The following is a 23,479-nucleotide window of genomic DNA, read 5'->3' on the forward strand; positions in this document are numbered from 1 at the left end:
CGCCTCAGGCCACGAGCACGACGACCAGCGTCCGCGGCCCGTGCACGCCCTCCACCCGGGACAGCTCGATGTCGCTGGTGGCCGACGGGCCGCTGATCATCGTCAGGGGCGCGACCGGATCCAGGACGGCGAGCCCCTCGGGCACCGTGCCGACCACCTGCGCCGCCTCGACCACGCAGACCAGGAAGTCGGGCAGCAGCGACAGCGCCCGCCGGCCCGACAGCGGGGAGCCGTCGAGCACCAGCGTTCCGGTGTCGGCGATCGCGACGGCGACCCCGGTGACGGTCGCCGCATGGCCGGCCAGCGCCACGGCGGGCCGGCCGTCGTCCTCGACCGCGCCGTCCGGCCGCCAGGCGGCCGGCACGCCGGGTGCGACGACGACGCTGCCGGAGACCGGAGCGAGGGCCGTGGCGACCGTGGCGGCGACCTCGCCCGGGCCGCAGCGGAGCACGGTGGCCTTGTAGTCCTCGAGTCGGTCGACGAGCAGGTCCAGCAGTGCCGGATGGCCGGCGGGCCGGCCGTCGGCGGTCCGGTAATCGCGGGAGATCGGCGGTACCGGGGCGTTCCCGCGCGCCGTGCGGATCCGCGCGAGGACCTCGTCGCGGGCGCTCACCGATGGTCCTCCGCCCACTGCTGGGTGAAGGTCTTCGCCGGCGGGGTCGGCAGGTCGCGGGTGCGGGTCCACGCCGAGGCCGGCGGGGGCAGGGCGCTCGGCAGCGTCGGCCTTCCCCGGGAGAGGAACCGGCCCAGGCCGGCTGCCTTCTGCGCGAGTCGCCAGAGACGCGGGCTGGACATGGCCTTCGACAGTGCCCGGAACGCCACCGCCTCCGGAGTGGCGTGCGCCTGCGCCTCGACGTGCTCGGCGCGCAGGTGCACGAGGATCGAGGGGATGTCGATGGCCACCGGGCAGACGTCGTAGCAGGCTCCGCACAGCGACGACGCGTAGGGCAGCGAGGCGTTGTCCTCGACCCCCGTGAGCTGTGGCGACAGGACCGCGCCGATCGGCCCCGGGTACACCGAGCCGTAGGCGTGCCCACCGGTGCGCTCGTAGACCGGGCAGACGTTCAGGCACGCCGAGCAGCGGATGCAGTGCAGCGCCTCGCGGCCCACCTCGTCGGCGAGCACCGCCGTCCGCCCGTTGTCGAGCAGGACCAGGTGGAACTCCTGCGGCCCGTCGCCGGGGGTGACCCCGGCCCACAGCGACGTGTAGGGGTTCATCCGCTCGCCGGTGGAGGAGCGGGGGAGCAGCTGGAGGAACACCTCGAGGTCGCGCCACGTGGGCACCACCTTCTCGATGCCCATGACGGTGATCAGCGTCTGCGGGAGGGTCAGGCACATCCGGCCGTTGCCCTCGCTCTCGACGACGGCCAGGGTGCCGGTCTCCGCGACGGCGAAGTTGGCGCCGCTGATCGCCACGCGTGCCCGGAGGAACCGCTCGCGCAGGTGCTCCCGCGCGGCCATGGCCAGGCGACGCGGCTCGTCGGTCAGGGTCTCGTCGACGCCCGGCATGGTGCGCAGGAAGATCTCGCGGATCTCGGCCCGGTTCTTGTGGATCGCCGGCACCAGGATGTGCGAGGGCTTGTCGTCGCCCAGCTGCACGATCAGCTCGGCGAGGTCGGTCTCGTGCGCGGTGATGCCGGCGGCCTCGAGCGCCTCGTTGAGGCCGATCTCCTGGGTGGCCATCGACTTGACCTTGACCACCTCGTCGGCGCCGGTGGCCCGCACCAGCTCCGTGACGATCTCGTTGGCCTCGTTCGCGTCGCGGGCCCAGTGCACGGTGCCGCCGCGGGCGGTGACCTGCTCCTCGAGCGCGATCAGGTGCTCGTCGAGGCGGGCCATGGTGGCGGCCTTGATCCCGCGGCCGGCCTCGCGCAGCTCGGCCCAGTCGGGCACCTCGCCGACGACGGCGGCCCGCTTGCCGCGGATCGTGCTGGTCGCGTGGCCGAGGTTGGCGCGCAGCTGGCCGTCGCGCAGCGCGGTGCGGGCGGCGTCCGGGAACGACTGCTCGCCGCGCAGGTGGCCGACCCCGCGAGGCGCCGTCGGCAGGCCGAGGAACACCTGCGTCATCGCGACACCGTCGGGGTGGTCGGGCGGGACATCGATGGCGCCGTCGCCTGGTGCGGCGTCACCGCGTTCTCGGTCGAGGCGAGGATCTCGGCCAGGTGCACGGTGCGCGTGCCCGACTTCAGCCGGGACAGCCCCCCGCCGATGTGCATCAGGCAGGACGCGTCGCCGGCGGTGCACACCTCGGCGTGCGTGCCCAGGATGGCGGCCATCTTGTCGGTGAGCATCGCCGTCGAGGTGTCGGCGTTCTTGACGGCGAAGGTGCCGCCGAAGCCGCAGCACTGGTCGGCGCCCGGCAGCTCGACCAGCTCCAGCCCGCGGACGGCGCGCAGCAGCTGCAGCGGCCGGTCGCCCACGCGCAGCAGCCGCAGCGAGTGGCAGGTCGGGTGGTAGGTGACCCGGTGCGGGTAGTAGGCGCCGACGTCGGTGACCCCGAGGACGTCGACCAGGAACTGCGACAGCTCGTAGGTCCGGCCGGCCAGCTCCTCGGCCTCGTCGGCCAACGCGTGCTCACCCGCCCGGCGGGCGACGGCCGCCTGCTGGTGATGGATGGAGGCGACGCACGAGCCGGACGGCGCCACGATCGCCTCGGCGCCCGCGAACGCCCGGACGTGGTTGGCGACGATCGGCACGGCCTCGCGGCGGTACCCGGTGTTGACATGCATCTGCCCGCAGCAGCTCTGCCCCGGCGGGACGACGACCTCGTGGCCCAGCCGCTCGAGCAGCGTGGCGGTGGCGCGCGCGACCTGCGGCACCATCGTGTCGACGAGGCACGTGGCGAACAGCGCGACCTTCATGACGGCCTGCGACGGACCATGCTGGACTCCCGGACGACGAGTTGGGGCTCGAACACCAGCTGCTCGTGCCGGTGATCGGGGTTGCGCGCCTCGTCGAGCAGGAGTCGCGCCGCGGTCCGGCCCAGTTCCTGCCGGGGCTTGCGCACGGACGTGAGCGGCACCGCCGCGGCCGCGGCGAAATCGATGTCGTCGTACCCCACGATCGCGAAGTCCTCCGGTACCCGCACGCCGTGGCGCACCATCTCCTGCAGCAGCCCCAGCGCGATCAGGTCGTTGGCGCAGACGGCGGCCGTCGGGCGGCGCGCGGCCGGCATCCCGACGATCTCCGCTCCGGCCTCCCGACCTCCGGCGACCGTGAGCGCCTGGGGGGAGAACACGGTGAGACCGTCGGTCGACCCCAGCGCATCGCGGACGGCCGTCTCGACGCCCTGGTGCCGCTCGTGCACCTGGGGCAGGCCGGAGGACCCGCCGATGAAGGCGATCCGTCGATGGCCTCGCTCCAGCAGGTGCCCGGCGGCCAGGTGCCCACCGAGGACGTCGTCGACGGCGACGGCGCACTGATCGGGTCCGGCTGACCGGTGGTCCAGCAGGACGACCGGCGTGCCCCGGGACCGCAGCCGGTCCAGCGCCGGCGTCGACTCCGCCTTGGGTGTGATGAGGACGCCCTGGACCCGCTGCTCGCTGAGCACGTCGAGGTGCGCGGCTTCCTTGTCGGCGCGGTCGTCGCTGTTGCACAGGATGACCGCGAGGCCTTCGGCATTCGCGACCTCCTCGACACCCCGGGCCACGTCGGTGAAGAACGGGTTCGCGATGTCCAGCACCACCAGGCCGATGGTCCGGCTCTGCCCGGCGCGAAGGTGGCGGGCCGACTCGTTGCGGACGAAACCGAGCGCAGCGATCGCCTCGATCACGCGCTGACGGGTCGCCTCGCTGACCGTCTCGGGCCGGTTCAGGACGTTGCTGACCGTGCCCACCGAGACGCCGGCGTGCCCCGCGACGTCCCGGATGCTGGTGGTCAGTTGTCCTCCCCAGGTCGCCGGTACGCGCGCATTGCTGACCGCATGGTGACTGCCAGCACTGAAACGTGTCAATAGGGTCACCGTGCCTCATTCCTGCCAAATGGACAGGGCGCACAGGCGACCGTTGACACCTGCAACGAGGCATCCTATGGTGTGCGTCACAGAGGGACTGAAACGTTTCACTGCACCGGAGAGGAGGGCCATGACCGAGTCTCCCGGCGGTCGGCCGTTGCTCGTCCTGGACTCGGCGGCCAAAAGTTTCGGCGCCGTCAAGGCACTCATCGACGGCTCCGTCACGCTGTTACCGGGCGAGGCGCACGCCCTCCTCGGCGAGAACGGGGCCGGCAAGTCGACCCTCGTGAAGATCCTCGCCGGAGTGCACCGGCCCGACAGCGGCTCGCTCGTCATCGACGGCGCGCCGGCCGAGTTCGCCGGCCCGGCCGACGCGAAGGCCGCGGGCGTCGCGATCATCTACCAGGAGCCGACCTTGTTCCCCGACCTCAGCGTCGCGGAGAACATCTTCATGGGTCGCCAGCCGCTCGGGCGTGGCCGCAGCATCGACCGGCGGACCATGAACGCCGAGGCACGGGCCATCTTCGCCCGGCTCGGGGTCGTGCTCGATCCGGCCCGTCCCGCTCGCGGGTTGTCGGTCGCCGACCAGCAGATCGTGGAGATCGCCAAGGCGCTCTCGCTCGACGCCAGGGTGCTCGTCATGGACGAGCCCACCGCGGCGTTGACCAGCGTCGAGGTCCAGCGGCTGTTCGAGGTGATGCGCACGCTGCGCTCGCACGGCGCCGCCGTGCTGTTCATCAGTCACCGGCTCGAGGAGGTGTTCGCCAGCTGCCAGCGGGTCACGATCATGCGCGACGGGCGTTTCGTGCGGACGGCGCCGATCGAGGAGCTCACGATCGACGACATCATCCGGTCGATGGTCGGACGCGACCTCGACGCGCTGTTCCCCAAGACAGCCGCCAACCCCGGCGACGTCGTCCTGGAGGTCGAGGATTTGGCGCGCGAGGGCGCCTTCGACGACATCTCGTTCTCCGTGCGCCGAGGGGAGATCGTCGCGCTCGCCGGCCTGGTGGGCGCCGGCCGCAGTGAAGTGGCGCGGGCGGTCTTCGGGATCGACCGGAGCACCTCGGGCACAGTGCGGGTGCTGGGCAAGGTCCTGCCGCCGGGCTCACCGCAGGCAGCGATGCGGGCGGGCGTGGCCCTCGTGCCCGAGGACCGACGTCAGCAGGGCCTGGTCATGGACCTCGGCATCGACCAGAACATGGCGCTGGCCTCCCTCGGCCGGCTCCGCCGTCACGGGCTGATCCGGCGCTCCGACGAACAGAAGCTGGCCGGTACGTGGGCTCAGCGGTTGCAGCTGAAGTTCGGCCGGATGAACAACTCCGTTTCCACGCTTTCCGGCGGCAACCAGCAGAAGGTCGTGCTCGGCAAATGGCTGGCCCGTGAGCCGGCGCTGCTGATCATCGACGAGCCCACCCGCGGGATCGACGTCGGCACCAAGGCCGAGGTGCACCGCATCATCGACGGCCTGGTCGCCGCCGGGACCGCGGTGCTGATGATCTCCTCCGAGCTGCCCGAGGTACTCGGCATGGCGGATCGGGTGCTCGTCCTGCACGAGGGCCGCATGACGGCGGAGCTGACCCGCGCGGAAGCCACCGAGGACGCGGTCATGCGGGCGGCGTCGGGAATTCCCACGGAGGTCCCGGCATGAGCACGACCCTGACACCGCCGGCCCCGGACCTGCCCCGCGCCTCCTCTCGCACCAGCTCGCTGCTGCGGGTCCGCGAGCTCGGCATCGCGCTGCTGATCGTGGTGGTCTTCCTCGTCGCGACGCTGAAGAACAGCGCCTTCGCCCATCCCCACAGCATCCAGCAACTGCTCACCGGGGCCGCGATCATCGCCCTGCTGGGGGTCGGCGAGACGCTCGTCATCGTCACCCGGAACGTCGACCTGTCGGTGGGATCGGTCGTCGGTATCTCCGCCTACATCGTCGGCATGACCTTCCGCGACCACCCGTCGATGCCGATCGCCTTCGGATTCCTGCTCGGGATCCTCGTGGGTGCGGTGATCGGCGCGATCAACGGCGTGATCGTCACCGTGCTGCGGGTGCCCAGTCTCGTGGTCACCCTTGCGGGGCTCTACATCATCCGCGGCATCGACGGCCTGATCGTGCACGGCGTCACCATCGATCCAGGCTCCGTCCCGTCCGGCTTCCAGGCGGTCGGCTACAAGACGATCCTCGGCGTTCCCTGGCTGTTCATCGTGGTGGCGGTCGTGGTCGCGGCCGCGGGCTACGCCATGCGGTCCTTCCGCGCGGCTCGCGACCTCTACGCGATCGGGTCCAATCCGGAGGCTGCGGCCCTGGCCGGTATCCCGACCGTGCGGCGGGTGTTCTCGGCGTTCTTCATCAGCGGGAGTCTCGCCGGGCTGGCCGGTGCACTGTTCCTGGCGCTGCACGCCCAGGTCGACGTGACCGCCGGCAGCGGCTACGAGTTGCTGGTCGTCTCCGCGGTGGTCGTCGGAGGCGTCGCCATCTTCGGTGGCAGCGGGACGGTCTTCGGTGCGGCGCTGGCCGCCCTCCTGCTCAACACCATCAACCAGGCGCTCGTGTCCAGCCGGGTGTCGGCCTTCTGGACCGACGCGATCGCGGGCGCGCTGCTGCTCGGCGCGATCGCCTTCGACCGCTGGCTGAGCCTGCGCGTCGCCCGCAGTCTCACGTCCGCCGAAGGGGCGCACCGCGATGTCTGAGACCGCAACGAGGACGGCGGACACCACGCCGGCCGGTCCTGCCTACACGGGGGTCGACGCCAGTCGGCAGCCGGTCTGGCGCGGCCTGCTGCGCTGGGAGAGCGCGCTGGTCGTGATCCTTCTCGCCGTGCTGGTGTTCGGGTCGCTGCAGTCGGACACCTTCCTGTCCAGCTCGACCTTCTACTTCACCGGGCTCAACATGGGCGAGATCGCCATCATGGCGCTGCCCATGCTGCTGATCGTCATGATCGGCGAGATCGACCTGTCGGTCGCCTCCATGCTCGGCCTGGCCGGCGCGGTCATGGGCACGTTGTACGAGCACGGCGCTCCGATCGCGCTGGCCATGATCGCGGCCCTGGCGGTCGGGGCGGCGGGCGGCTCGCTGATGGGGGTCCTCGTGGCTCGAACGGGGTTGCCGTCGATCGCGGTGACCATCGGCGGCCTGACGCTCTTCCGTGGCATCGCCGAGATCATCTTGCCCAACCCGACGGCGAAGCCCTTCCCGACCGGGCTGGCCGACCTCGGTGTGCTGCCCGTCCCGGGCACCCAGTTGGCGTGGTCGGCACTGTTCTTCATCGTCCTGGCGATCGTCACGGCGGTCGTGCTGCACGCGACGCCGCTGGGCCGGGCCCTCGTCGCCATCGGCCTGCAGCCCGAGGCCGCGCAGTTCGCCGGCATCCGGGTCAGGCGGATCACCTTCTGGCTCTACGTGCTGTCGGGGATCGTGTGCGCCTTCGCCGGCATCCTGTTCACGCTGAAGAACAGCTCGGCCAGCTACGGGGCGGGCAGCGGTCTCGAGCTCTCGGTCGTGGCGATCGTGCTCTTCGGCGGCGTCTCGATCTTCGGCGGGCGCGGCACCGTGCTCGGCGTCGTCCTCTCGGTGCTGATCGTCGGCGCCCTGCAGCAGGCGCTCACCCAGAACCAGGTGCCGGCCGAGGTCCAGAACATCATCACCGGCGCCCTGCTGCTGATCAGCGTGATCGTCCCCAACGCAGCGGAGACGCTCCGGCGCCTCGGGGCGCGCGCCAGGCGGACGACCTAGTGGTGCCCGCCGCCGTTCCGGGGGCCCCTGCCGGCCTTCCCGTCCTGCCAACAGTGGCAGTCCGATCCGCACGACCCATCTCTGGAGGGAAACAGCAATGACGCGATTCCGCGGAACTGGCCGACGGCTCCCGACCGTCATCGGGGTGGCCGTGGTCGCCACGGTCCTCGCCGCGTGCGGCTCGGGCTCGGGAACCAGCGCCTCCTCGTCGGCGAGCGGCACGGCCGTGAAGAAGAGCCTCACGGTCTACTACATCCCCAAGGACACCCAGAACCCGTACGAGGTGCTCGCGGACAAGGGCGGCGAGGCGGCCCTCAAGGAGTTGGGCGGCAAGGTCGTCGTCAGCAGCGGCACCGCGGACACCGCGGCCGCGCAGATCCCCTCGATCCAGGCGGCGATCCAGGCGCACGCGGACGCGATCGTCATCGCCGGCAACGACCCGTCGGCGCTGTGCCCGTCCCTCAAGCAGGCTCAGGCCCAGGGCGTCAAGGTCGTCGCGTTCGACTCCGACGTGACCTGCGCCGACCACCTCTTCATCAACCAGGCGGACACCAAGCAGATCGGAACCTCGGAGGTCGACCTGCTCGTCAAGCAGATGGGCACCGACACCGGGCAGATCGCCATCCTCTCCGCCGCGGCCAGCGCGACGAACCAGAATTCGTGGATCGCGGCCATGAAGGAGCAGATCAAGGCCAAGTATCCGAAGCTCGAGCTGGTCTCGACCGTCTACGGCAACGACGACCCCGCGACCTCGCTGACGGTTCTGCAGGGCCTGCTCTCGGCCTACCCGAACCTCAAGGGCATCATCTCGCCCACGACGGTCGGCATCTCGACGGCGGCGCAGTACTTCGACACGCACAAGGACGTCGCCTCGCGGATCACGCTCACCGGCCTGGGGCTGCCCTCGCAGATGAAGTCCTACGTCAAGGACGGCACGGTCAAGGCCTTCGAGTTGTGGAACCCCAGTGACCTCGGCTACCTGGCCGGCTACGCGGCCGCGAACCTCGCCTCCGGCACGACGGCGCTGAAGGACGGCGCGACCTTCAAGGCGGGCAAGCTCGGCAGCTACACCATCAAGGCCGATCCGAACGGTGGGTCGGTGGTCCTCGGCCCGCCGACGGTCTTCGACGCCTCGAACATCGATCAGTTCAACTTCTGAGCGACGTCGCACCGCAGGAGCGGGTTGCCGGTCGGATCGCCGGCCGGCAACCCAGCTCCCGCAGACGCCTTCGGCCCGAGGAGGAGACGTGGCCCGCTACTGCTTCCTGATGCAGGTCCGGCCGGACCTGCTCGACGAGTACACCCGCCGTCACGCGGCGGTCTGGCCGGAGATGCTCGAGGCTCTCGCCGACAGCGGCTGGCGCAACTACTCGATCTTCGCCCGGCCCGACGGCCTGCTCGTCGGCTACGTCGAGGCCGAGGATCTCGCCGCCGCCCGGGCCGCCATGGAGGCCACCGAGGTCAACGCGCGCTGGCAGGCGGAGATGAGCCGTTTCTTCGTCGGCCTCGACGGGCGTCGCCCCGACGAGGGGATGGCGCTGCTGACCGAGATCTTCAACCTCGACGACCAACTCGCCGAGGTCCGCCCGTCTGACGAGGGGAGAGTCCCGTGACCACATCGTCGTCCCGCGTGCCGGGCCGCCGTCCCAGGATCGGCCTGGTCGCCGGCGGACTGGGCACCTACTGGCCGCAGTTCCCCGACCTGCTGCCGACGCTGCAGCGGTCGGCCGCCCGCGTCTCCGAGCGCATGAAGGGGATGGATTGCGACGTCGTCGACGTCGGCTTCATCTCCGACGCGCAGGAGGGCGCCCGCGCCGCCGAGCAGCTGCGCACCGCCGGGTGCGACCTCATCGTCGGGTTCCTCACCACGTACATGACGGCGTCCATGCTGCTGCCGGTCGCCCAGCGCAGCGATGCGCCGGTGCTCCTGATCAACCTGCAGCCGACCGAGACCATGGACCACGCCACCTTCGACACCGGGCAGTGGCTGGCCTACTGCGGCGCGTGCCCGCTGCCCGAGATGGCGAACACCTTCCTGCGGGCCGGCGTCCCGTTCCGTTCGGTCTCCGGCTACCTCGAGGACGAGCGGGCCTGGGCGAAGATCGGCCGCTGGATCAGGGCCGCCGGCGTGCGGGGCGCCCTGCGCAACGGCCGGCACGGCCTGATGGGTCACCTCTACCCGGGCATGCTCGACGTCTCCACCGACCTGACCCTCGTCCCGGTCAACTTCGGCGGCCACGTGGAGGTGCTGGAGTTCGACGACCTCCGGGTCCGGGTGCCCGAGGAGACCGCGCCCGAGGTGCGGGCCCGCATGGAGCTGGCGGCCGAGGTCTTCGAGCTCGACGCGAGCGTCCAGGACGACGACTTCCGCTGGGCGGCCACGGTGTCCGTGGGGCTGGACCGGCTGGTGGAGGACTTCGGGCTGGACAGCCTGGCCTACTACCACCGCGGTCTGGAGGGCGAGATCCACGAACGTCTCGGGGCCGGGATGATCCTCGGTGCCTCGCTCCTGACGGCGCGGGGGATCCCCGCCGTCGGCGAGTACGAGCTGCGGACGTCGCTCGCGATGCTGATCACCGACCGGCTCGGCGGCGGCGGGTCCTTCACCGAGCTGCAGGCGTTGAACTTCGTCGACGACGTGGTGGAGATGGGGCACGACGGCCCCGCGCACCTGGCCATCAGCGCCGGCAAGCCGCTGCTGCGCGGCCTCGGCGTCTACCACGGCAAGCGCGGATTCGGCGTCTCGGTGGAGTTCGACGTCCGGCACGGCCAGGTCACGGTGTTCGGCATCGCCCAGCTCCGTGATGGCTCCTTCCGGTTCGTCGTGTCCGCCGGGGATGTCGTCCCGGGCCCCCTGCTGGCCATCGGCAACACCACCTCCCGCGTCGACTTCGGGTGTGACCCGGGGGAGTGGACGGACGCCTGGAGCGCCACCGGGATCTCCCACCACTGGGCGCTCGGTACCGGCGACCTCCGGCCCGAACTGCGCGCCACCGCCGAGTTGCTCGGCATCGAACTCGTCGAGGTCGCTCCGTGACCGCCGACGCCACCATCCCGATCGGAGAAACCCCGTGACCGACGACCTCCGTGGCCGTGCTCTCGCCGCACTGGCCCAGCAGACCATCGAGCTGCCCTCGTGGGCGTTCGGGAACTCCGGCACCCGGTTCAAGGTGTTCGGCCAGCCGGGCGTGGCCCGCGACCCGTTCGAGAAGCTCGAGGACGCCGCCCAGGTGCACAAGTACACAGGCGTCGCTCCGCGGGTGTCCCTGCACATCCCCTGGGACCTGGTCGACGACTACGGCAAGCTCGCCGCGCACGCCGCGGATCTCGGCGTTGAGATCGGTGCGATCAACTCCAACCTCTTCCAGGACGACGAGTACCGGCTGGGCTCACTGACGCACGTCGACAAGGCCGTGCGGGACAAGGCCGTCGCGCACCATGCGCAGTGCATCGACGTCATGCGGAAGACCGGTTCCACCGACCTGAAGATCTGGCTGCCCGACGGCACCAACTACCCGGGCCAGGACGACCTCCGCGGTCGCCAGGACCGGCTGGCCGACTCGCTCCAGCAGATCTACGCGATGCTCGAGCCGAAGCACCGGCTGCTGCTCGAGTACAAGTTCTTCGAGCCCTACTTCTACGCGATGGACATCCCCGACTGGGGCACCTCGCTGGTGCACTGCCTCGCCCTCGGCGACCAGGCGACCGTCGTCCTCGACACCGGCCACCACGCACCCGGCACGAACATCGAGTTCATCGTCATGCAGCTGCTGCGCGCCGGTCGCCTGGGCGCCTTCGACTTCAACTCGCGCAACTACGCCGACGACGACCTCATCGTCGGCTCGGCAGACCCGTTCCAGCTGTTCCGGATCATGAACGAGATCGTGGCCAGCGACGCGTTGCGCCCGGGGGCGGGCGTGAACTTCATGCTCGACCAGTGCCACAACATCGAGCCGAAGATCCCCGGCCAGATCCGGTCGGTCATGAACGTCCAGGAGGCGACGGCGAAGGCGCTGCTCGTCGACCGCGAGGCGCTCGCCGCGGCCCAGCAGGCAGGTGACGTGCTCGGCGCGAACAACGTGCTGATGGACGCCTACAACTCCGACGTCCGCCCGCTGTTGGCGCTGTTGCGCGAGCAGCAGGGCATCGACACCGACCCGTACACGGCGTACGCCGCCTCGGGCCACCAGGAGCGCATCGCCCGCGAGCGCGTCGGTGGCACCCAGGCCGGCTGGGGCGCCTGAAGAATCCGACAGAACAGGACGACGCAACGTGACGAACCCCGTGGTCAATGACCTGCTCGGCCGGAGCAACCGCCTCGGCGCCGACCCGCGCAACACCAACTACGCCGGCGGCAACACCTCCGCGAAGGGCGCCGAGACCGACCCGGTCACCGGGCACCCGGTGGAGCTGCTCTGGGTGAAGGGTTCCGGCGGCGATCTCGGCACGCTCACCGAGCCCGGCCTCGCCGTGCTGCGGCTGGACCGCCTCCGCTCGCTGGTCGACGTCTACCCGGGCGTCGAGCGCGAGGACGAGATGGTCGCCGCCTTCGACTTCTGCCTGCACGGCCGCGGCGGGGCCGCCCCGTCGATCGACACCGCGATGCACGGCCTGGTCCAGGCCGCCCACGTCGACCACCTGCACCCCGACTCCGGCATCGCGCTGGCCACCGCGGCCGACGGCGAGCCGCTGACGCGCGAGTGCTTCGGCGACCGCGTCGTCTGGGTGCCGTGGCGGCGCCCCGGCTTCCAGCTGGGCCTCGACATCGCCGCGATCGCGGAGAAGAACCCGCAGGCCATCGGCTGCATCCTCGGCGGTCACGGCGTCACCGCCTGGGGCCAGACCAGCGAGGCCTGCGAGGCCAACAGTCTCGAGATCATCCGGACGGCGGAGCGGTTCCTCGCCGAGCGGGGCAGGCCCGAACCCTTCGGCGCGCCGCTGCCCGGCTACCAGCCCCTGTCGGACGCCGAGCGGCGGATCAAGGCCGCCGCGCTCGCGCCGGTCATCCGCGGGCTGGCCTCGACGGACAAGCCGCAGGTCGGGCACTTCACCGACACCGACGTCGTCCTGGACTTCCTGGCCTCGAGCGAGCACCCGCGGCTGGCTGCCCTCGGCACGTCCTGCCCCGACCACTTCCTCCGCACGAAGGTGCGGCCGCTGGTCGTGGACCTGCCGTCGGACGCGCCGGTCGAGGACGTCGTCGCGCGGCTGAAGGAGCTGCACGAGCAGTACCGCACCGAGTACGCCGCCTACTACTCCCGACACGCCACCCCGGACTCGCCCGCGATGCGCGGCGCCGACCCGGCGATCGTGCTGGTCCCCGGCGTCGGCATGGTCAGCTTCGGGGCCAACAAGCAGACCGCCCGCGTCGCCGGCGAGTTCTACGTCAACGCCATCAACGTCATGCGCGGTGCCGAGGCGGTCTCCACCTACGCGCCGATCGACGAGAGCGAGAAGTTCCGCATCGAGTACTGGGCGCTGGAGGAGGCCAAGCTCCAGCGGATGCCGAAGCCCAAGCCGCTGGCGACCCGCGTCGCGCTGGTGACCGGCGCGGCCAGCGGCATCGGCAAGGCGATCGCCGTCCGGCTGGCCGCCGAGGGGGCCTGCGTCGTCGTCGCCGACCTGGACCTGCAGAGGGCGACGGACGCCGCCGCTGAGATCGGGTCGTCGGACGTCGCGATCGGCGTGGCCGCCGACGTGTCGGACGCCGAGGCCGTGGCCGAGGCCTTCCGCGCCGCGGTGCTGGCGTTCGGCGGGGTCGACCTGGTGGTCAACAACGCCGGCCTGTCGATCTCCAAGCCGCTGCTGGAGACCACCGAGCAGGACTGGGACCTGCAGCACGACGTGATGGCGAAGGGTTCGTTCCTGGTGAGCCGCGAGGCGGCCCGGATCATGATCGAGCAGGGCATCGGCGGCGACATCGTCTACATCTCTTCCAAGAACTCCCTGTTCGCCGGCCCGAACAACATCGCCTACGGGGCGACCAAGGCCGACCAGGCCCACCAGGTGCGGCTGCTGGCCGCGGAGCTCGGCCCGCACCAGATCCGGGTCAACGGGATCAACCCCGACGGCGTCGTCCGCGGGTCGGGCATCTTCGCCGGCGGGTGGGGCGCCTCCCGGGCCGCGGTCTACGGCGTCGAGGAGGAGAAGCTGGGCGAGTTCTACGCCCAGCGGACCCTGCTCAAGCGCGAGGTGCTGCCGGACCACGTGGCCGACGCGGTGTTCGCCCTCACCGGCGGCGACCTCACCCGGACGACGGGGCTGCACGTGCCGGTGGACTCGGGCGTGGCCGCCGCCTTCCTGCGGTGAAGTCGTTCGCGGCGGTCGACCTCGGCGCGTCCAGCGGCCGGGTCATGGTCGCGCGCGTCGGTGCCGACCGTCTCGAGCTGACGGAGGCGCACCGGTTCGCCAACCGGCCGGTGCGCGCCGGAGGCCGGCTGCACTGGGACGTGCTGGGACTCTACGCCGGCGTCCTCGACGGGCTGCGCGCCGCCGGCCGGGAGGCCGGGCGGCTCGACGGGATCGGCATCGACAGCTGGGGCGTCGACTACGGGCTGCTCGACGCCGACGGCGAGCTGCTGGGCAACCCGCTGCAGTACCGGGACGCCGCACACGAGACCGCGGTGGGAGCCGTGCACGCGGCGGTGCCGGCCGACGAGTTGTACCGCGTCGGCGGCCTGCAGCACCTGCCGTTCAACACGGTGTTCCAGCTCGCGGCCCGGCGGGGTACCGCCCAACTGGCTGCCGCCCGCCGGCTGCTGCTGATCCCCGACCTGCTGGCGCACTGGCTCACCGGTGCGGTCGGGGCGGAGGTCACCAACGCCTCGACCACCGGGCTGCTCGACGCCACCACCCGCCAGTGGTCGTCCGAGCTGATCGAGCGGCTGGGCTTCCGCCGGGAGCTGTTCCCCCCGCTGGTGCAGCCCGGGGACAGGCTCGGAGAGCTGCGGGACGACGTCCTCGCCGAGACCGGCCTGACCGGTCCGGTGCCGGTGATCGCGGTGGGGTCGCACGACACCGCCTCCGCTGTCGTGGGGGTGCCGGCGACGTCGGAGCGGTTCGCCTACATCTCCTGCGGCACGTGGTCGCTGGTCGGCGTGGAGCTCGAGAAGCCGGTGCTCACCGAGGCGAGCCGTGCGGCGGGCTTCACCAACGAGCTGGGCGTCGACGGCACGGTGCGCTACCTGCACAACGTGATGGGCCTGTGGCTGCTGCAGGAGTGCCAGCGGACGTGGGCCGCCGCGGGCCTGCCGGCGGACCTGACCGAGCTCCTCGCCGGGGCGGCACAGGTGCCGGCGTTCACCGCCGTCGTGGACGCCGACGACCCGGCCTTCCTGCCCCCGGGCGACATGCCCGCCCGCATCGCCGCCGCCTGCTCGCGGACCGGGCAGACGCCTCCGCAGAGCCAGGCCGAGACGGTGCGCTGCATCCTCGACAGCCTGGCGATGGCCTACCGGCGCACGGTCCGCCGGGCGGCCGAGCTTTCCGGCAGGGACGTCGAGGTCGTGCACGTCGTCGGCGGGGGAGCGCGCAACGCCCTGCTCTGCCAGCTCACCGCCGATGCGTGCGGCCTCCCCGTCCTCGCCGGTCCGGTCGAGGCGGCAGCCCTGGGCAACGCTCTCGTGCAGGTCCGCTCCGCAGGAGTTCTGGACGGCGGCCTCGGCGAACTGCGGGCCCTCCTGCGCACCACGCAGGTCCCGCGTCTGTATCTTCCGACCCCGGGCGCCGAAAGCTCGTGGCGCAGCGCGGAGGACCGCCTTCCGACGCCGTCCTGACGCAGGCAGGGGAGCGCATGGACGTCGGCGTCAACTGGGCCGGGAACCACCGGTACGCCGCGCGGACGCTGCACCGCCCGGCGAGCGTCGAGCAGGTGCGGGAGCTCGTCGCGGCGGCCGCGAGCGTGCGGGTGCTCGGCTCCCGCCACTCCTTCAACGACATCGCCGACGCCGAGCAGCTGATCTCCCTCGACGCGCTGCCGGACGACGTCGTCGTCGACCCCGGGGCCGGCACGGTCTCCTTCGCGGCGGGTCTCCGCTACGGCGCCCTCGCGGTCCACCTGGCCCGGGCAGGCCTCGCCCTGCACAACCTGGCCTCGCTGCCGCACATCTCGGTCGCGGGCGCCGTGGCGACGGCCACCCACGGTTCCGGCGTCGGCAACGGGAATCTGGCCACCGCGGTGGCGGGGCTGGAACTGGTGACGTCGGCCGGTGAGCTGCTGCGGGTGTCCCGCGGCGATCCGGACTTCGACGGGCTGGTCGTCGGACTCGGCGCCCTGGGCGCGGTCACCCGGATCACGCTCGACGTGCAGCCCGCCTACGAGGTGCTGCAGCGGGTCTTCGAGGGTCTGCGCTGGGCGGCCCTCGCGGAGAACTTCGAGGCGATCATGGCGTCCGGATACAGCGTCAGCGTGTTCACCCGCTGGCAGGAGACCGTCGACCAGGTCTGGGTGAAGAGCCGTCTCGATCAGCTGGAGCGCACGGGAAGCGACCTGTTCGGCGCCGTCCCCGCGAGCATCGAGCGGCACCCGATCCTCGGCATCGATCCGGCACCGGCGACGCCCCAGCTCGGCCGCCCCGGGCCGTGGTACGAGCGGCTGCCGCACTTCCGGATGGGGTTCACGCCCAGTGCCGGCGTGGAACTGCAGTCGGAGTACCTGCTCCCGCGACGGCACGCAGTGGCCGCGATCGAGGCGGTGCGTGCGCTGGCTGACCGGATCCGGCCGCTCCTCCTCGTCACGGAGATCCGCACGGTGGCGGCCGACGGGCTGTGGATGAGCACCAGCAACGGCGAGGACTCGGTCGCCCTCCACTTCACCTGGCGGCAGGAGCCCGATGCCGTCGCGGAGCTGCTCTCCGTCCTCGAGCGTGTGCTCGCACCATTCGGCGCCCGCCCGCACTGGGGCAAGGTGTTCCTCGCCGGCGCCGCGTCGATCTCGCCGCTGTACGAGCGGCATGCCGACTTCGTCGCGCTCGCCGCCCGCCTCGACGCGCGCGGTGCCTTTCGGAATGCGTGGCTGGAGGAACGGGTCCTAGGCTCGTCCGGGTGATCGAGACGGCGCCCTTCGGCGCGACCGGGCACGACTCGAGCCGGGTGATCTTCGGAGCGGCCGCCCTGGGCAGCGTGTCGAAGGGCGACGCCGATCGGGCGCTCGACCTCCTGCTCGAGCACGGCGTCAACCACATCGACGTCGCGGCGGACTACGGCGATGCGGAGCTGCGTATCGCGTCGTGGCTGCAGCGGAACCCGGACACGTTCTTCGTCGCCACCAAGACGGGGCAGCGGACGTACCGCGGCGCCCGCGAGGAGATCCGGCGGTCGCTGGACCGGCTCGGCGTCGACCGCGTCGACTCGATCCAGCTGCACAATCTCGTCGACGTCATCGAGTGGGACACCGCCCTGAGCGCGGACGGCGCGCTCGAGGCCGCGATCGAGGCACGCGAGGAAGGCCTCGTCCGCTTCATCGGCGTGACCGGGCACGGCCTGTCCGTGCCCGAGATGCACCGGCGCAGCCTCGAGCGATTCGCGTTCGACTCGGTCCTCGCGCCGTACAACTACGTGCAGATGCAGGACCCGCGCTACGCGGAGACGTTCGAGGCGCTGGCCGCCGTGTGCGCCGAGCGGAACGTGGCGCTGCAGACCATCAAGAGCCTCGCCCGCCGCCGCTGGGACGGCCGCGAGCACACCGCGGCGACCTGGTACGAGCCGCTGCGGGAGCAGGCCGACATCGACCTCGCCGTCGCCTGGGTGCTGGGCCGGCCCGAGGCCTTCCTGCTCACCACCGGCGACGTCGACGTGCTGCCGCGGCTGCTCGACGCCGCCGAGCGGTTCGCGGGACGGCCGTCCGACGACGAGATGGCGCGCCTCGCCGCCCGTGCGGACGCCGAGCCGCTGTTCGTCTAAGCGGGCTCCGCCGTCTGCCACGGACGAACCACGAGCATCAGGACGGCGACCGCGAGCAGCAGCGCCACGACGATCACCGCCCCCATGGCGACCGCGTCGTTGCCGAGCAGCCCGACCAGCGGCGACACGGCCGCGCCCACGCCGAACTGCACCGCGCCCAGCAGGGCCGCGGCCGAGCCGGCGGATTCGCCGTACTCGGCCAGCGCGAGCGCCGGGGCGTTCGGGAGGGCGAGCCCGCAGGCGAAGAGCACCGCCCAGAGCGGGACGGCGACGCCGAACAGACCACCCATGCCCGTTGCGGCGAGGGTCAGCAGCGTGCCGCCCGCCACGGTGCCCGCGACCGTGGCGGTGACCAGGATCTGCGCGGGCGCGAACCACCGGAGCAGCACCGGGTTGAGCTGGGTGGCCGAGATCAGCCAGACGGCCCCGGCGCCGAACAGCAGGCCGAACTGCTGCTCGTCGAGACCGAACTGCTGCTGGTAGACGAACGACGAGCCGGAGACATAGGTGAACAGCGCGGCCATCGTGAGGCCGGCGACGACGATCAGCCCGACGTAGCGGCGGTCGCGGAAGAGCCGGCCGTAGGTGCGCAGGGAGTCGGCGATACCGCCGTGGTGGCGGCGTTCGGCGGGCAGCGTCTCGCGGAGGGAGAACGAGCCGAGCGCGAGGACGACGAGGCCGTAGACCGCGAGCAGGGCGAAGACACCGCGCCACGACGTGAACCGCAGGATCTCCCCGCCGATCGTGGGTGCGAGCACGGGCGCGACGCCCATGACCAGGAACAGCCGGGAGAGCATGGTCGCCGCGGCGCGGTCCTCGAACAGGTCACGGACGATCGCGAGCGCGACGACGGCAGTGGCGGCGGTGCCCACCCCCTGCAGTACGCGGAGCACCCCGAGGACGCCCACGTTCGGCGCCACGAGCACGAGCAGCGAGGCCACGACGTGCAGGGCGGTGCCGGCGAGCAGCGGCTTGCGCCGTCCGACCGCATCGGAGATCGGGCCGATGACCAACTGGCCGAGGGCGAGGCCGACCAGGGTGCCGGTCAGCGTGAGCTGCACCGTCGCGGACGTCGTCCCCAGCTGCTGCCGGATCGTCGGCAGGGCCGGGAGGTACATGTCGATGGTCAGCGGGCCGAGCGCGACGAATGCGCCCAGCATGAGCGCCAGGCGCGCCATGCTCGGGGGCGCCGCCGGCGTTCTCGGCGGAGCGGTGGGGCGTTCTGCGGTGAGGGTCACGAGGTCCTTCGCGGGAAGACAGCGGTTCGAGCGCCGCCGTTGGCCCTCTCAGGAGGAGCCAATCAGCCCCCGCCGTCATTCATTCCGGACCCTCCCGCGCGTCACACCGCGTTGCGGCGCGCCACCTCGCCGAGCCACGCGAGGCTGGGCTTCGGCGTCCGGACGAACGTCTCCCGGTCCACCGAGACGAGACCGAACGTGGGCGCGTAGCCGAGCATCCACTCGAAGTTGTCGAGCAGGCTCCAGTGCACGTAGCCGCGGACGTCGGCGCCGGTGGCGATCGCGTGGGAGAGGCCGCGCAGGGCCTCCTCGGTGAAGGCGATCCGGTCGGCGTCGTCCGCGGTCGCGATGCCGTTCTCGGTGACGATCAGCGGCACATCCGGGAGGATCTCGGACGCGCGGAGAACGGCGGCGCCGAGCGCCTCGGGACGGCGCTCCATGCCGTGGGCGAGCGTCTGCTTGTCGGGGGCCACGGCGACCAGGCCGTCGGCGTCGAATCGGGCACTCGTGTAGATCTGCAGGCCGACCCAGTCGTCGCCGCGGGCGGCCTCGAGGAACTGGTCCTCGAATGCGGCGCGCTCCTCGCGCATCCGCGCCTCACCGCCGTCCTCGGCGATGTGCTCGCGGCCGATCAGCGTCATCCCCGCTCGCTCGATGCCGCCGTCCTTGAGCACCTTCGTCGTGCGGTCGTGCAGGCCGAGCAGCGCCTCGGCGACTGCCTGGTCCGGGCGGGGCAGGCCGAGGATCGGCTCGCCGGCCATCGCCATGCGGCCGAGCACGGGCTGCGCGGCCATCAGGTTGGGCTCGTTGATCGTGGCCACGTACTCGGCGTCGCGCAGCGCCGGCAGCGCGAACTCGGCGAACCGGGCGATGCGGTCGCCGGTCTTCGGACCGGCCCAGCCGCCGTCGTGCATCAGCCAGCGCGGCATCGTGAAGTGCACCAGCGTGACGATGGCGTTGAGGCCGCGCTCGTGGGCGCCGTCCACCATGCGCCGGTAGTGGTCGAGCGCGGCGCGGGAGAACTCGCCCTCGGCCGGCTCGATGCGGCTCCACTCGAGGCTGAACCGGTAGGTATTCAGCCCTGCGTCGGCGACGAGGTCCATGTCCTCGCGCCACCGGTGATAGGAGTCGCAGGCGTCGCCGCTGGACTCGGCGAACGGCGAGTGCGGTGCGTGCTCCATCTCCCAGTGGTCGTTGTTGACGTTGCCGCCCTCGACCTGGTGGGCGGCGGTGGCGGTGCCCCAGAGGAATCCGTCAGGGAAAGCTGTCATCGGGCGATCTCCTCGAGAGTGGACGGCGCGGGAGCCGCGACGTTGGGTTCGGTGGCGCCGACGACTCGGCGGAGCAGTGCCTCGGGGTCCTCGACGTGCGTGCCGCGCCAGGCCACGTGCTGGTCGGGACGGAGGAGGACGAGGTCGGCGTCGTACAGCGTCCGCAATCGCGGCAGGTGCACGAGATCGACCACGCGCAGCGGCATGCCGAGCGTGGTCGCCGCCTCGGACAGGGCGTCGGTCGAGGAGTCGAGACCCAGGCGGAGGACGGCGAAGCCGTCGCCGAGCAGGTCGTAGATCGACGAGCCGTCCGGCAGCCAGACGTGCGGGAGGCGGGCCCCGGGCCGGGCGGTCGGTTCGTAGGTGGTCACCTGGTGCTCCACTCGCGGGGTGCCGTCGGGGACGACGATCGGGGAGTCGGGGTAGTCGTAGCCGAGCACCAGGCCGAGGCTGTGGAACTCGGGGTCCTTCACCTGCAGGGCGCGGGCCACCTCGGCTCGCAGCGCCTCGCCGTCCGGACCGTCCGCGTCGAGTTCGGCGGCGGCGAAGGACGGCGCGAGGAACGCCTCCTGGCTGCCCGCCGCGTCGATGGTCCGCAGGGCGATCGGACGGCGCTCGGGCTCGTAGCTGTCCAGCAGCGACTCCGGCGCCCAGCCCCCCAGGACCGCGGCCAGCTTCCAGCCGAGGTTCACCGCGTCGCCCACGCAGGTGTTGAACCCGTGACCACCCCACGGCGGGTTGAGGTGCGCGGCGTCGCCGATGAGGAACACCCGCTCGCCGCGGTACCGGTCGACCAGCAGCATGCGGGCCGACCAGGGGTCGGTCGCGAGCACCTCGACGTCGATGTCGTCGCCGGCCAGCGCCCGGACCAGCTCGGCGGCGTCGGCGTCCCGCGGGTCCTCGGCGATGCCCTGCACGATCGCCCACCACGTGCCGTCGAGGTCGAGCCGCCCCATCAGTCCGCCGTAGCGGGCACCGATGACCCAGTAGTGGACGCCGAGGGCACCCAGCGGGCGCTCCTCCAGTGCGCGGCTGCGGAAGGTGATCGAGAGGTTGGGCAGCGTTCCGGAGGAGCCCTCGTACCGCGCGCCGATCGCCGAGCGGCTGATCCCGCTGCTCCCGTCGGCGCCGAGCAGGTACCGGGCGTGGATCTCGCGGGACTCGCCGTCCTGGCCCTCGATGACGGCCCGTGCCTCGTCGCGACCGTCGACGACGGACGTCGCCCGCCAGCCGATCAGCAGCGTGACGCTCGGCAGCTCGGCCGCGGCCTCGCGCAGCAGCTCCTCGACAAGGGGCTGTGGCGCCTGCTGGCCCGGCTCGGGGCTGATGTCCTGGAGGGTCGTCCAGAGGCCGAAGGCGCTCGGGAAGCGGGTGATCTCGCGTCCGAACAGGCCGGTGACGAAGACGACGTCCTGGGCGTGTGCGACCGGCAGGGGAGCGGCGGCGCGCAGCCGGTCGGCGATGCCCCAGCGGCGCAGGTGCTCCATCGTCCGCACGCTGGTCGTCTTCGCCCGGGGGCGCAGCGGGTCGAGCGCGGTGCGCGGCTCGACGACGACCACCTCGACGCCGCGCCGGCCCAGCTCGATCGCCGCCGCCAGCCCGCTGGGGCCGCCGCCGACGATCAGCACCGGGACGCGGTCGGACACGGTCGTCATCGGATCTCCTGTCATGGGGGCGGTGGCGACCGGTGCGGGGTCTCCGCGGTGGCGCCCACCCAGGATCCGTGGCGCGGGTCAGCACGACGTACCCCGTTGCCATTGAGCGGCAGTGCGGAACGGCCGAGTTCGGGACGGAACACCTGCAGTCGGCATCCGGCCAGCTCAGCGGCCCGTTCTTGTCGTACCCCCGCTCTACCGTTCGGGCATGTTCCCTCCGGAGTCGTTCGCGGTCGGTGTGACCGTGGACCGGCTGCACCCGGACCCGTGGGCGGATGTCGTGCCGGAGGGTGTGGTGTCGTCGCGGCCGTCGCGGATCGGGGACCTGCTGCGGGTGGCGTCGATGTCGCCGGAGCAGAAGGCCGCGCAGCTGCAGCGGGTGCAGCAGGCGAAGTCGGTGCTGGCCGCCTTCGAGGTGGAGCTGGTGGTGGGGTTGGCCGCGGATCGGCCGGCGACGGTGGACCGGCGGCGGGGGCAGACCGGCGCCGCGTCGGATGCGTGGGCCGACGATCTGCTGGACGAGGACGTGTCGGAGTTCTACGCCGACGAGCTGGCGATGGTGCTGAACTGTTCGCGGACGGCGGCGACCAACCTGTGGGAGCAGTCGACGACGTTGCGCAGGCGGCTGCCGGGGACGTGGGCGGCGCTGGCCGACGGGGAGCTGGACTGGCCGCGGGCGCGGGCGATCGCCGTCGAGCTGGGCTGGCCGGCCCGGGAGACCCCCGAGGATGTGCTGGCCGCCGTCGAGGCGGTGGTGTTGCCGCGGGCGGCCGGGTTGTCGATCACCCGGTTGCAGGCGCTGGTGCGGGCGGAGCTGATCAAGGCCGACCCCGCGGCCGTGGAGCTGCGGAAGAAGAAGGCTCTGCGCGCCGCCGACGTCACCGCGGGCGGGATCGGGAACGGTATGGGGGAGCTGCGGGCCACGATGCCGCTGCCGGAGGCGAAGGAGATCCGGGCGCGGGTCGACGCCGACGCGCGGGCGGCGAAGGCCGCCGGGGACCAGCGTCCGATCGGCCTGCTGCGGGCCGTGGCGCTGCACGCCCGGGTCACCGGCGCCGGGCAGGACCGGCCGGCGGTGTCGGCGCACGTGGAGGTCCTCGCCCACCTGGACGCGTTGGAGTCCGCGGCCGCCGGGGCGCCCGGTCTGGGGCGGGATCCGGTGCTGGTCGACGGGGAGCCGGTGACCGCGGCGCAGGCCCGGCAGCTGCTGGAGCGGTTGGACGCGCTGTGCCCGGGCGGGCTGCAGGCGCCCACCGACGGCACCCTGATGCTGTCGGTGGTCGATGAGAACGGGCGGCTGATCGCCGCGGTGACCCGCCGGGAGCTGGAGTCCGCGGTGCGGCACGGCGGGGGACTGTGCCCGCCGCCGGCGGTGGACCGGTACGAACCCAGCCCCGCCCAGCGGCGGTTCACCACCACCCGCGACCGCACCTGCCGGCACTACGGCTGCGGCAACCGGGCCGGCTGGGCCGACCTGGACCACGTGCTCGCCCACGCCGACGGCGGCGAGACCGACTGCACCAACCTCTGCTGCCTGTGCCGCCGGCATCACCGGCTGAAGACCCACGCCCCCGGCTGGCACTACGTCATGACCGGTGACGGGGTCCTCGCCATCACCACGCCCAGCGGCGTCACCCGCGTGGGCCGACCACCGGGCATGACCGCCGCCGACGACAGCGCGGTGCTGCGGGTCCCGGCCGAACGAGATCCCGACCCGCCGCCGTTCTGAGCAG

The 23,479-nt window shown here is 72.1% G+C and carries 19 protein-coding genes; 12 read left to right on the forward strand and 7 right to left on the reverse strand.

Features of this window, described 5'->3' with window-relative positions; all coding sequences use genetic code 11:
- Positions 1 to 4: 4 nt before the first annotated feature.
- The 4 genes from AC2H4J_RS05720 to AC2H4J_RS05735 are packed head-to-tail and all read right to left on the reverse strand — an operon-like array spanning position 5 to position 3,961.
- Entirely contained in the window at positions 5 to 613 is a 609-nt protein-coding gene (locus AC2H4J_RS05720) for a LutC/YkgG family protein (RefSeq protein WP_487463881.1), read from the reverse strand.
- Positions 610 to 2,067: a LutB/LldF family L-lactate oxidation iron-sulfur protein gene (locus AC2H4J_RS05725; protein WP_487463882.1), complete on the reverse strand. Its 1,458-nt coding sequence runs from the start codon at positions 2,065 to 2,067 to the stop codon at positions 610 to 612. Before AC2H4J_RS05725 ends, AC2H4J_RS05720 begins: the two co-directional genes overlap by 4 nt.
- Positions 2,064 to 2,861, reverse strand: coding sequence for a (Fe-S)-binding protein (locus AC2H4J_RS05730; protein WP_487463883.1), 798 nt, complete (start codon positions 2,859 to 2,861; stop codon positions 2,064 to 2,066). Before AC2H4J_RS05730 ends, AC2H4J_RS05725 begins: the two co-directional genes overlap by 4 nt.
- Positions 2,858 to 3,961: a LacI family DNA-binding transcriptional regulator gene (locus tag AC2H4J_RS05735; protein ID WP_487463884.1), complete on the reverse strand. Its 1,104-nt coding sequence runs from the start codon at positions 3,959 to 3,961 to the stop codon at positions 2,858 to 2,860. Before AC2H4J_RS05735 ends, AC2H4J_RS05730 begins: the two co-directional genes overlap by 4 nt.
- Before the next feature lie 121 nt (positions 3,962 to 4,082).
- Here AC2H4J_RS05735 and AC2H4J_RS05740 point away from each other — a divergent pair, with 121 nt between their 5' ends.
- The 11 genes from AC2H4J_RS05740 to AC2H4J_RS05790 all read left to right on the forward strand — a co-directional run bounded on the left by AC2H4J_RS05740 (position 4,083) and on the right by AC2H4J_RS05790 (position 17,582).
- On the forward strand, positions 4,083 to 5,603 hold the full coding sequence (locus AC2H4J_RS05740; RefSeq protein WP_487463885.1) for a sugar ABC transporter ATP-binding protein: 1,521 nt from the start codon (positions 4,083 to 4,085) through the stop codon (positions 5,601 to 5,603).
- Complete coding sequence (locus AC2H4J_RS05745) at positions 5,600 to 6,640, forward strand: ABC transporter permease (RefSeq protein ID WP_487463886.1); 1,041 nt, start codon at positions 5,600 to 5,602, stop codon at positions 6,638 to 6,640. The genes AC2H4J_RS05740 and AC2H4J_RS05745 overlap by 4 nt, the downstream gene beginning before the upstream one ends.
- Positions 6,633 to 7,682, forward strand: coding sequence for an ABC transporter permease (locus AC2H4J_RS05750; protein WP_487463887.1), 1,050 nt, complete (start codon positions 6,633 to 6,635; stop codon positions 7,680 to 7,682). Before AC2H4J_RS05745 ends, AC2H4J_RS05750 begins: the two co-directional genes overlap by 8 nt.
- Before the next feature lie 145 nt (positions 7,683 to 7,827).
- Positions 7,828 to 8,841, forward strand: a complete 1,014-nt coding sequence (locus tag AC2H4J_RS05755) for a substrate-binding domain-containing protein (RefSeq protein ID WP_487463888.1) — start codon at positions 7,828 to 7,830, stop codon at positions 8,839 to 8,841.
- Between the two features lie 88 nt (positions 8,842 to 8,929).
- On the forward strand, positions 8,930 to 9,295 hold the full coding sequence (locus AC2H4J_RS05760; protein ID WP_487463889.1) for an L-rhamnose mutarotase: 366 nt from the start codon (positions 8,930 to 8,932) through the stop codon (positions 9,293 to 9,295).
- On the forward strand, positions 9,292 to 10,719 hold the full coding sequence (locus AC2H4J_RS05765) for a hypothetical protein (protein ID WP_487463890.1): 1,428 nt from the start codon (positions 9,292 to 9,294) through the stop codon (positions 10,717 to 10,719). Before AC2H4J_RS05760 ends, AC2H4J_RS05765 begins: the two co-directional genes overlap by 4 nt.
- 34 nt (positions 10,720 to 10,753) lie before the next feature.
- Positions 10,754 to 11,926: an L-rhamnose isomerase gene (rhaI, locus tag AC2H4J_RS05770; protein WP_487463891.1), complete on the forward strand. Its 1,173-nt coding sequence runs from the start codon at positions 10,754 to 10,756 to the stop codon at positions 11,924 to 11,926.
- Positions 11,927 to 11,954: 28 nt separating this feature from the next.
- Positions 11,955 to 13,991, forward strand: a complete 2,037-nt coding sequence (locus AC2H4J_RS05775; protein WP_487463892.1) for a bifunctional aldolase/short-chain dehydrogenase — start codon at positions 11,955 to 11,957, stop codon at positions 13,989 to 13,991.
- Positions 13,988 to 15,457, forward strand: coding sequence for a rhamnulokinase (locus AC2H4J_RS05780; protein WP_487463893.1), 1,470 nt, complete (start codon positions 13,988 to 13,990; stop codon positions 15,455 to 15,457). The genes AC2H4J_RS05775 and AC2H4J_RS05780 overlap by 4 nt, the downstream gene beginning before the upstream one ends.
- Before the next feature lie 17 nt (positions 15,458 to 15,474).
- Entirely contained in the window at positions 15,475 to 16,728 is a 1,254-nt protein-coding gene (locus AC2H4J_RS05785) for an FAD-binding protein (protein WP_487463894.1), read from the forward strand.
- Entirely contained in the window at positions 16,725 to 17,582 is an 858-nt protein-coding gene (locus tag AC2H4J_RS05790; RefSeq protein ID WP_487463895.1) for an aldo/keto reductase, read from the forward strand. Before AC2H4J_RS05785 ends, AC2H4J_RS05790 begins: the two co-directional genes overlap by 4 nt.
- On the opposite strand, the gene AC2H4J_RS05795 is transcribed toward AC2H4J_RS05790, so the two are convergent.
- The 3 genes from AC2H4J_RS05795 to AC2H4J_RS05805 all read right to left on the reverse strand — a co-directional run bounded on the left by AC2H4J_RS05795 (position 17,579) and on the right by AC2H4J_RS05805 (position 21,746).
- Positions 17,579 to 18,820: a multidrug effflux MFS transporter gene (locus AC2H4J_RS05795; protein WP_487463896.1), complete on the reverse strand. Its 1,242-nt coding sequence runs from the start codon at positions 18,818 to 18,820 to the stop codon at positions 17,579 to 17,581. The two genes, AC2H4J_RS05790 and AC2H4J_RS05795, sit on opposite strands and share 4 nt — an antisense overlap.
- Positions 18,821 to 18,921: 101 nt before the next feature.
- Positions 18,922 to 20,091 (reverse strand): glycoside hydrolase family 1 protein, encoded by a 1,170-nt coding sequence (locus AC2H4J_RS05800; protein ID WP_487463897.1) that lies wholly within the window; start codon positions 20,089 to 20,091, stop codon positions 18,922 to 18,924.
- Positions 20,088 to 21,746, reverse strand: a complete 1,659-nt coding sequence (locus tag AC2H4J_RS05805) for an FAD-dependent monooxygenase (RefSeq protein ID WP_487463898.1) — start codon at positions 21,744 to 21,746, stop codon at positions 20,088 to 20,090. Before AC2H4J_RS05805 ends, AC2H4J_RS05800 begins: the two co-directional genes overlap by 4 nt.
- A 208-nt stretch (positions 21,747 to 21,954) precedes the next feature.
- Here AC2H4J_RS05805 and AC2H4J_RS05810 point away from each other — a divergent pair, with 208 nt between their 5' ends.
- Complete coding sequence (locus AC2H4J_RS05810; protein ID WP_487463899.1) at positions 21,955 to 23,475, forward strand: HNH endonuclease; 1,521 nt, start codon at positions 21,955 to 21,957, stop codon at positions 23,473 to 23,475.
- The last annotated feature ends 4 nt before the right edge of the window (positions 23,476 to 23,479 follow it).

Source organism: Blastococcus sp. OS1-29, assembly GCF_057628075.1.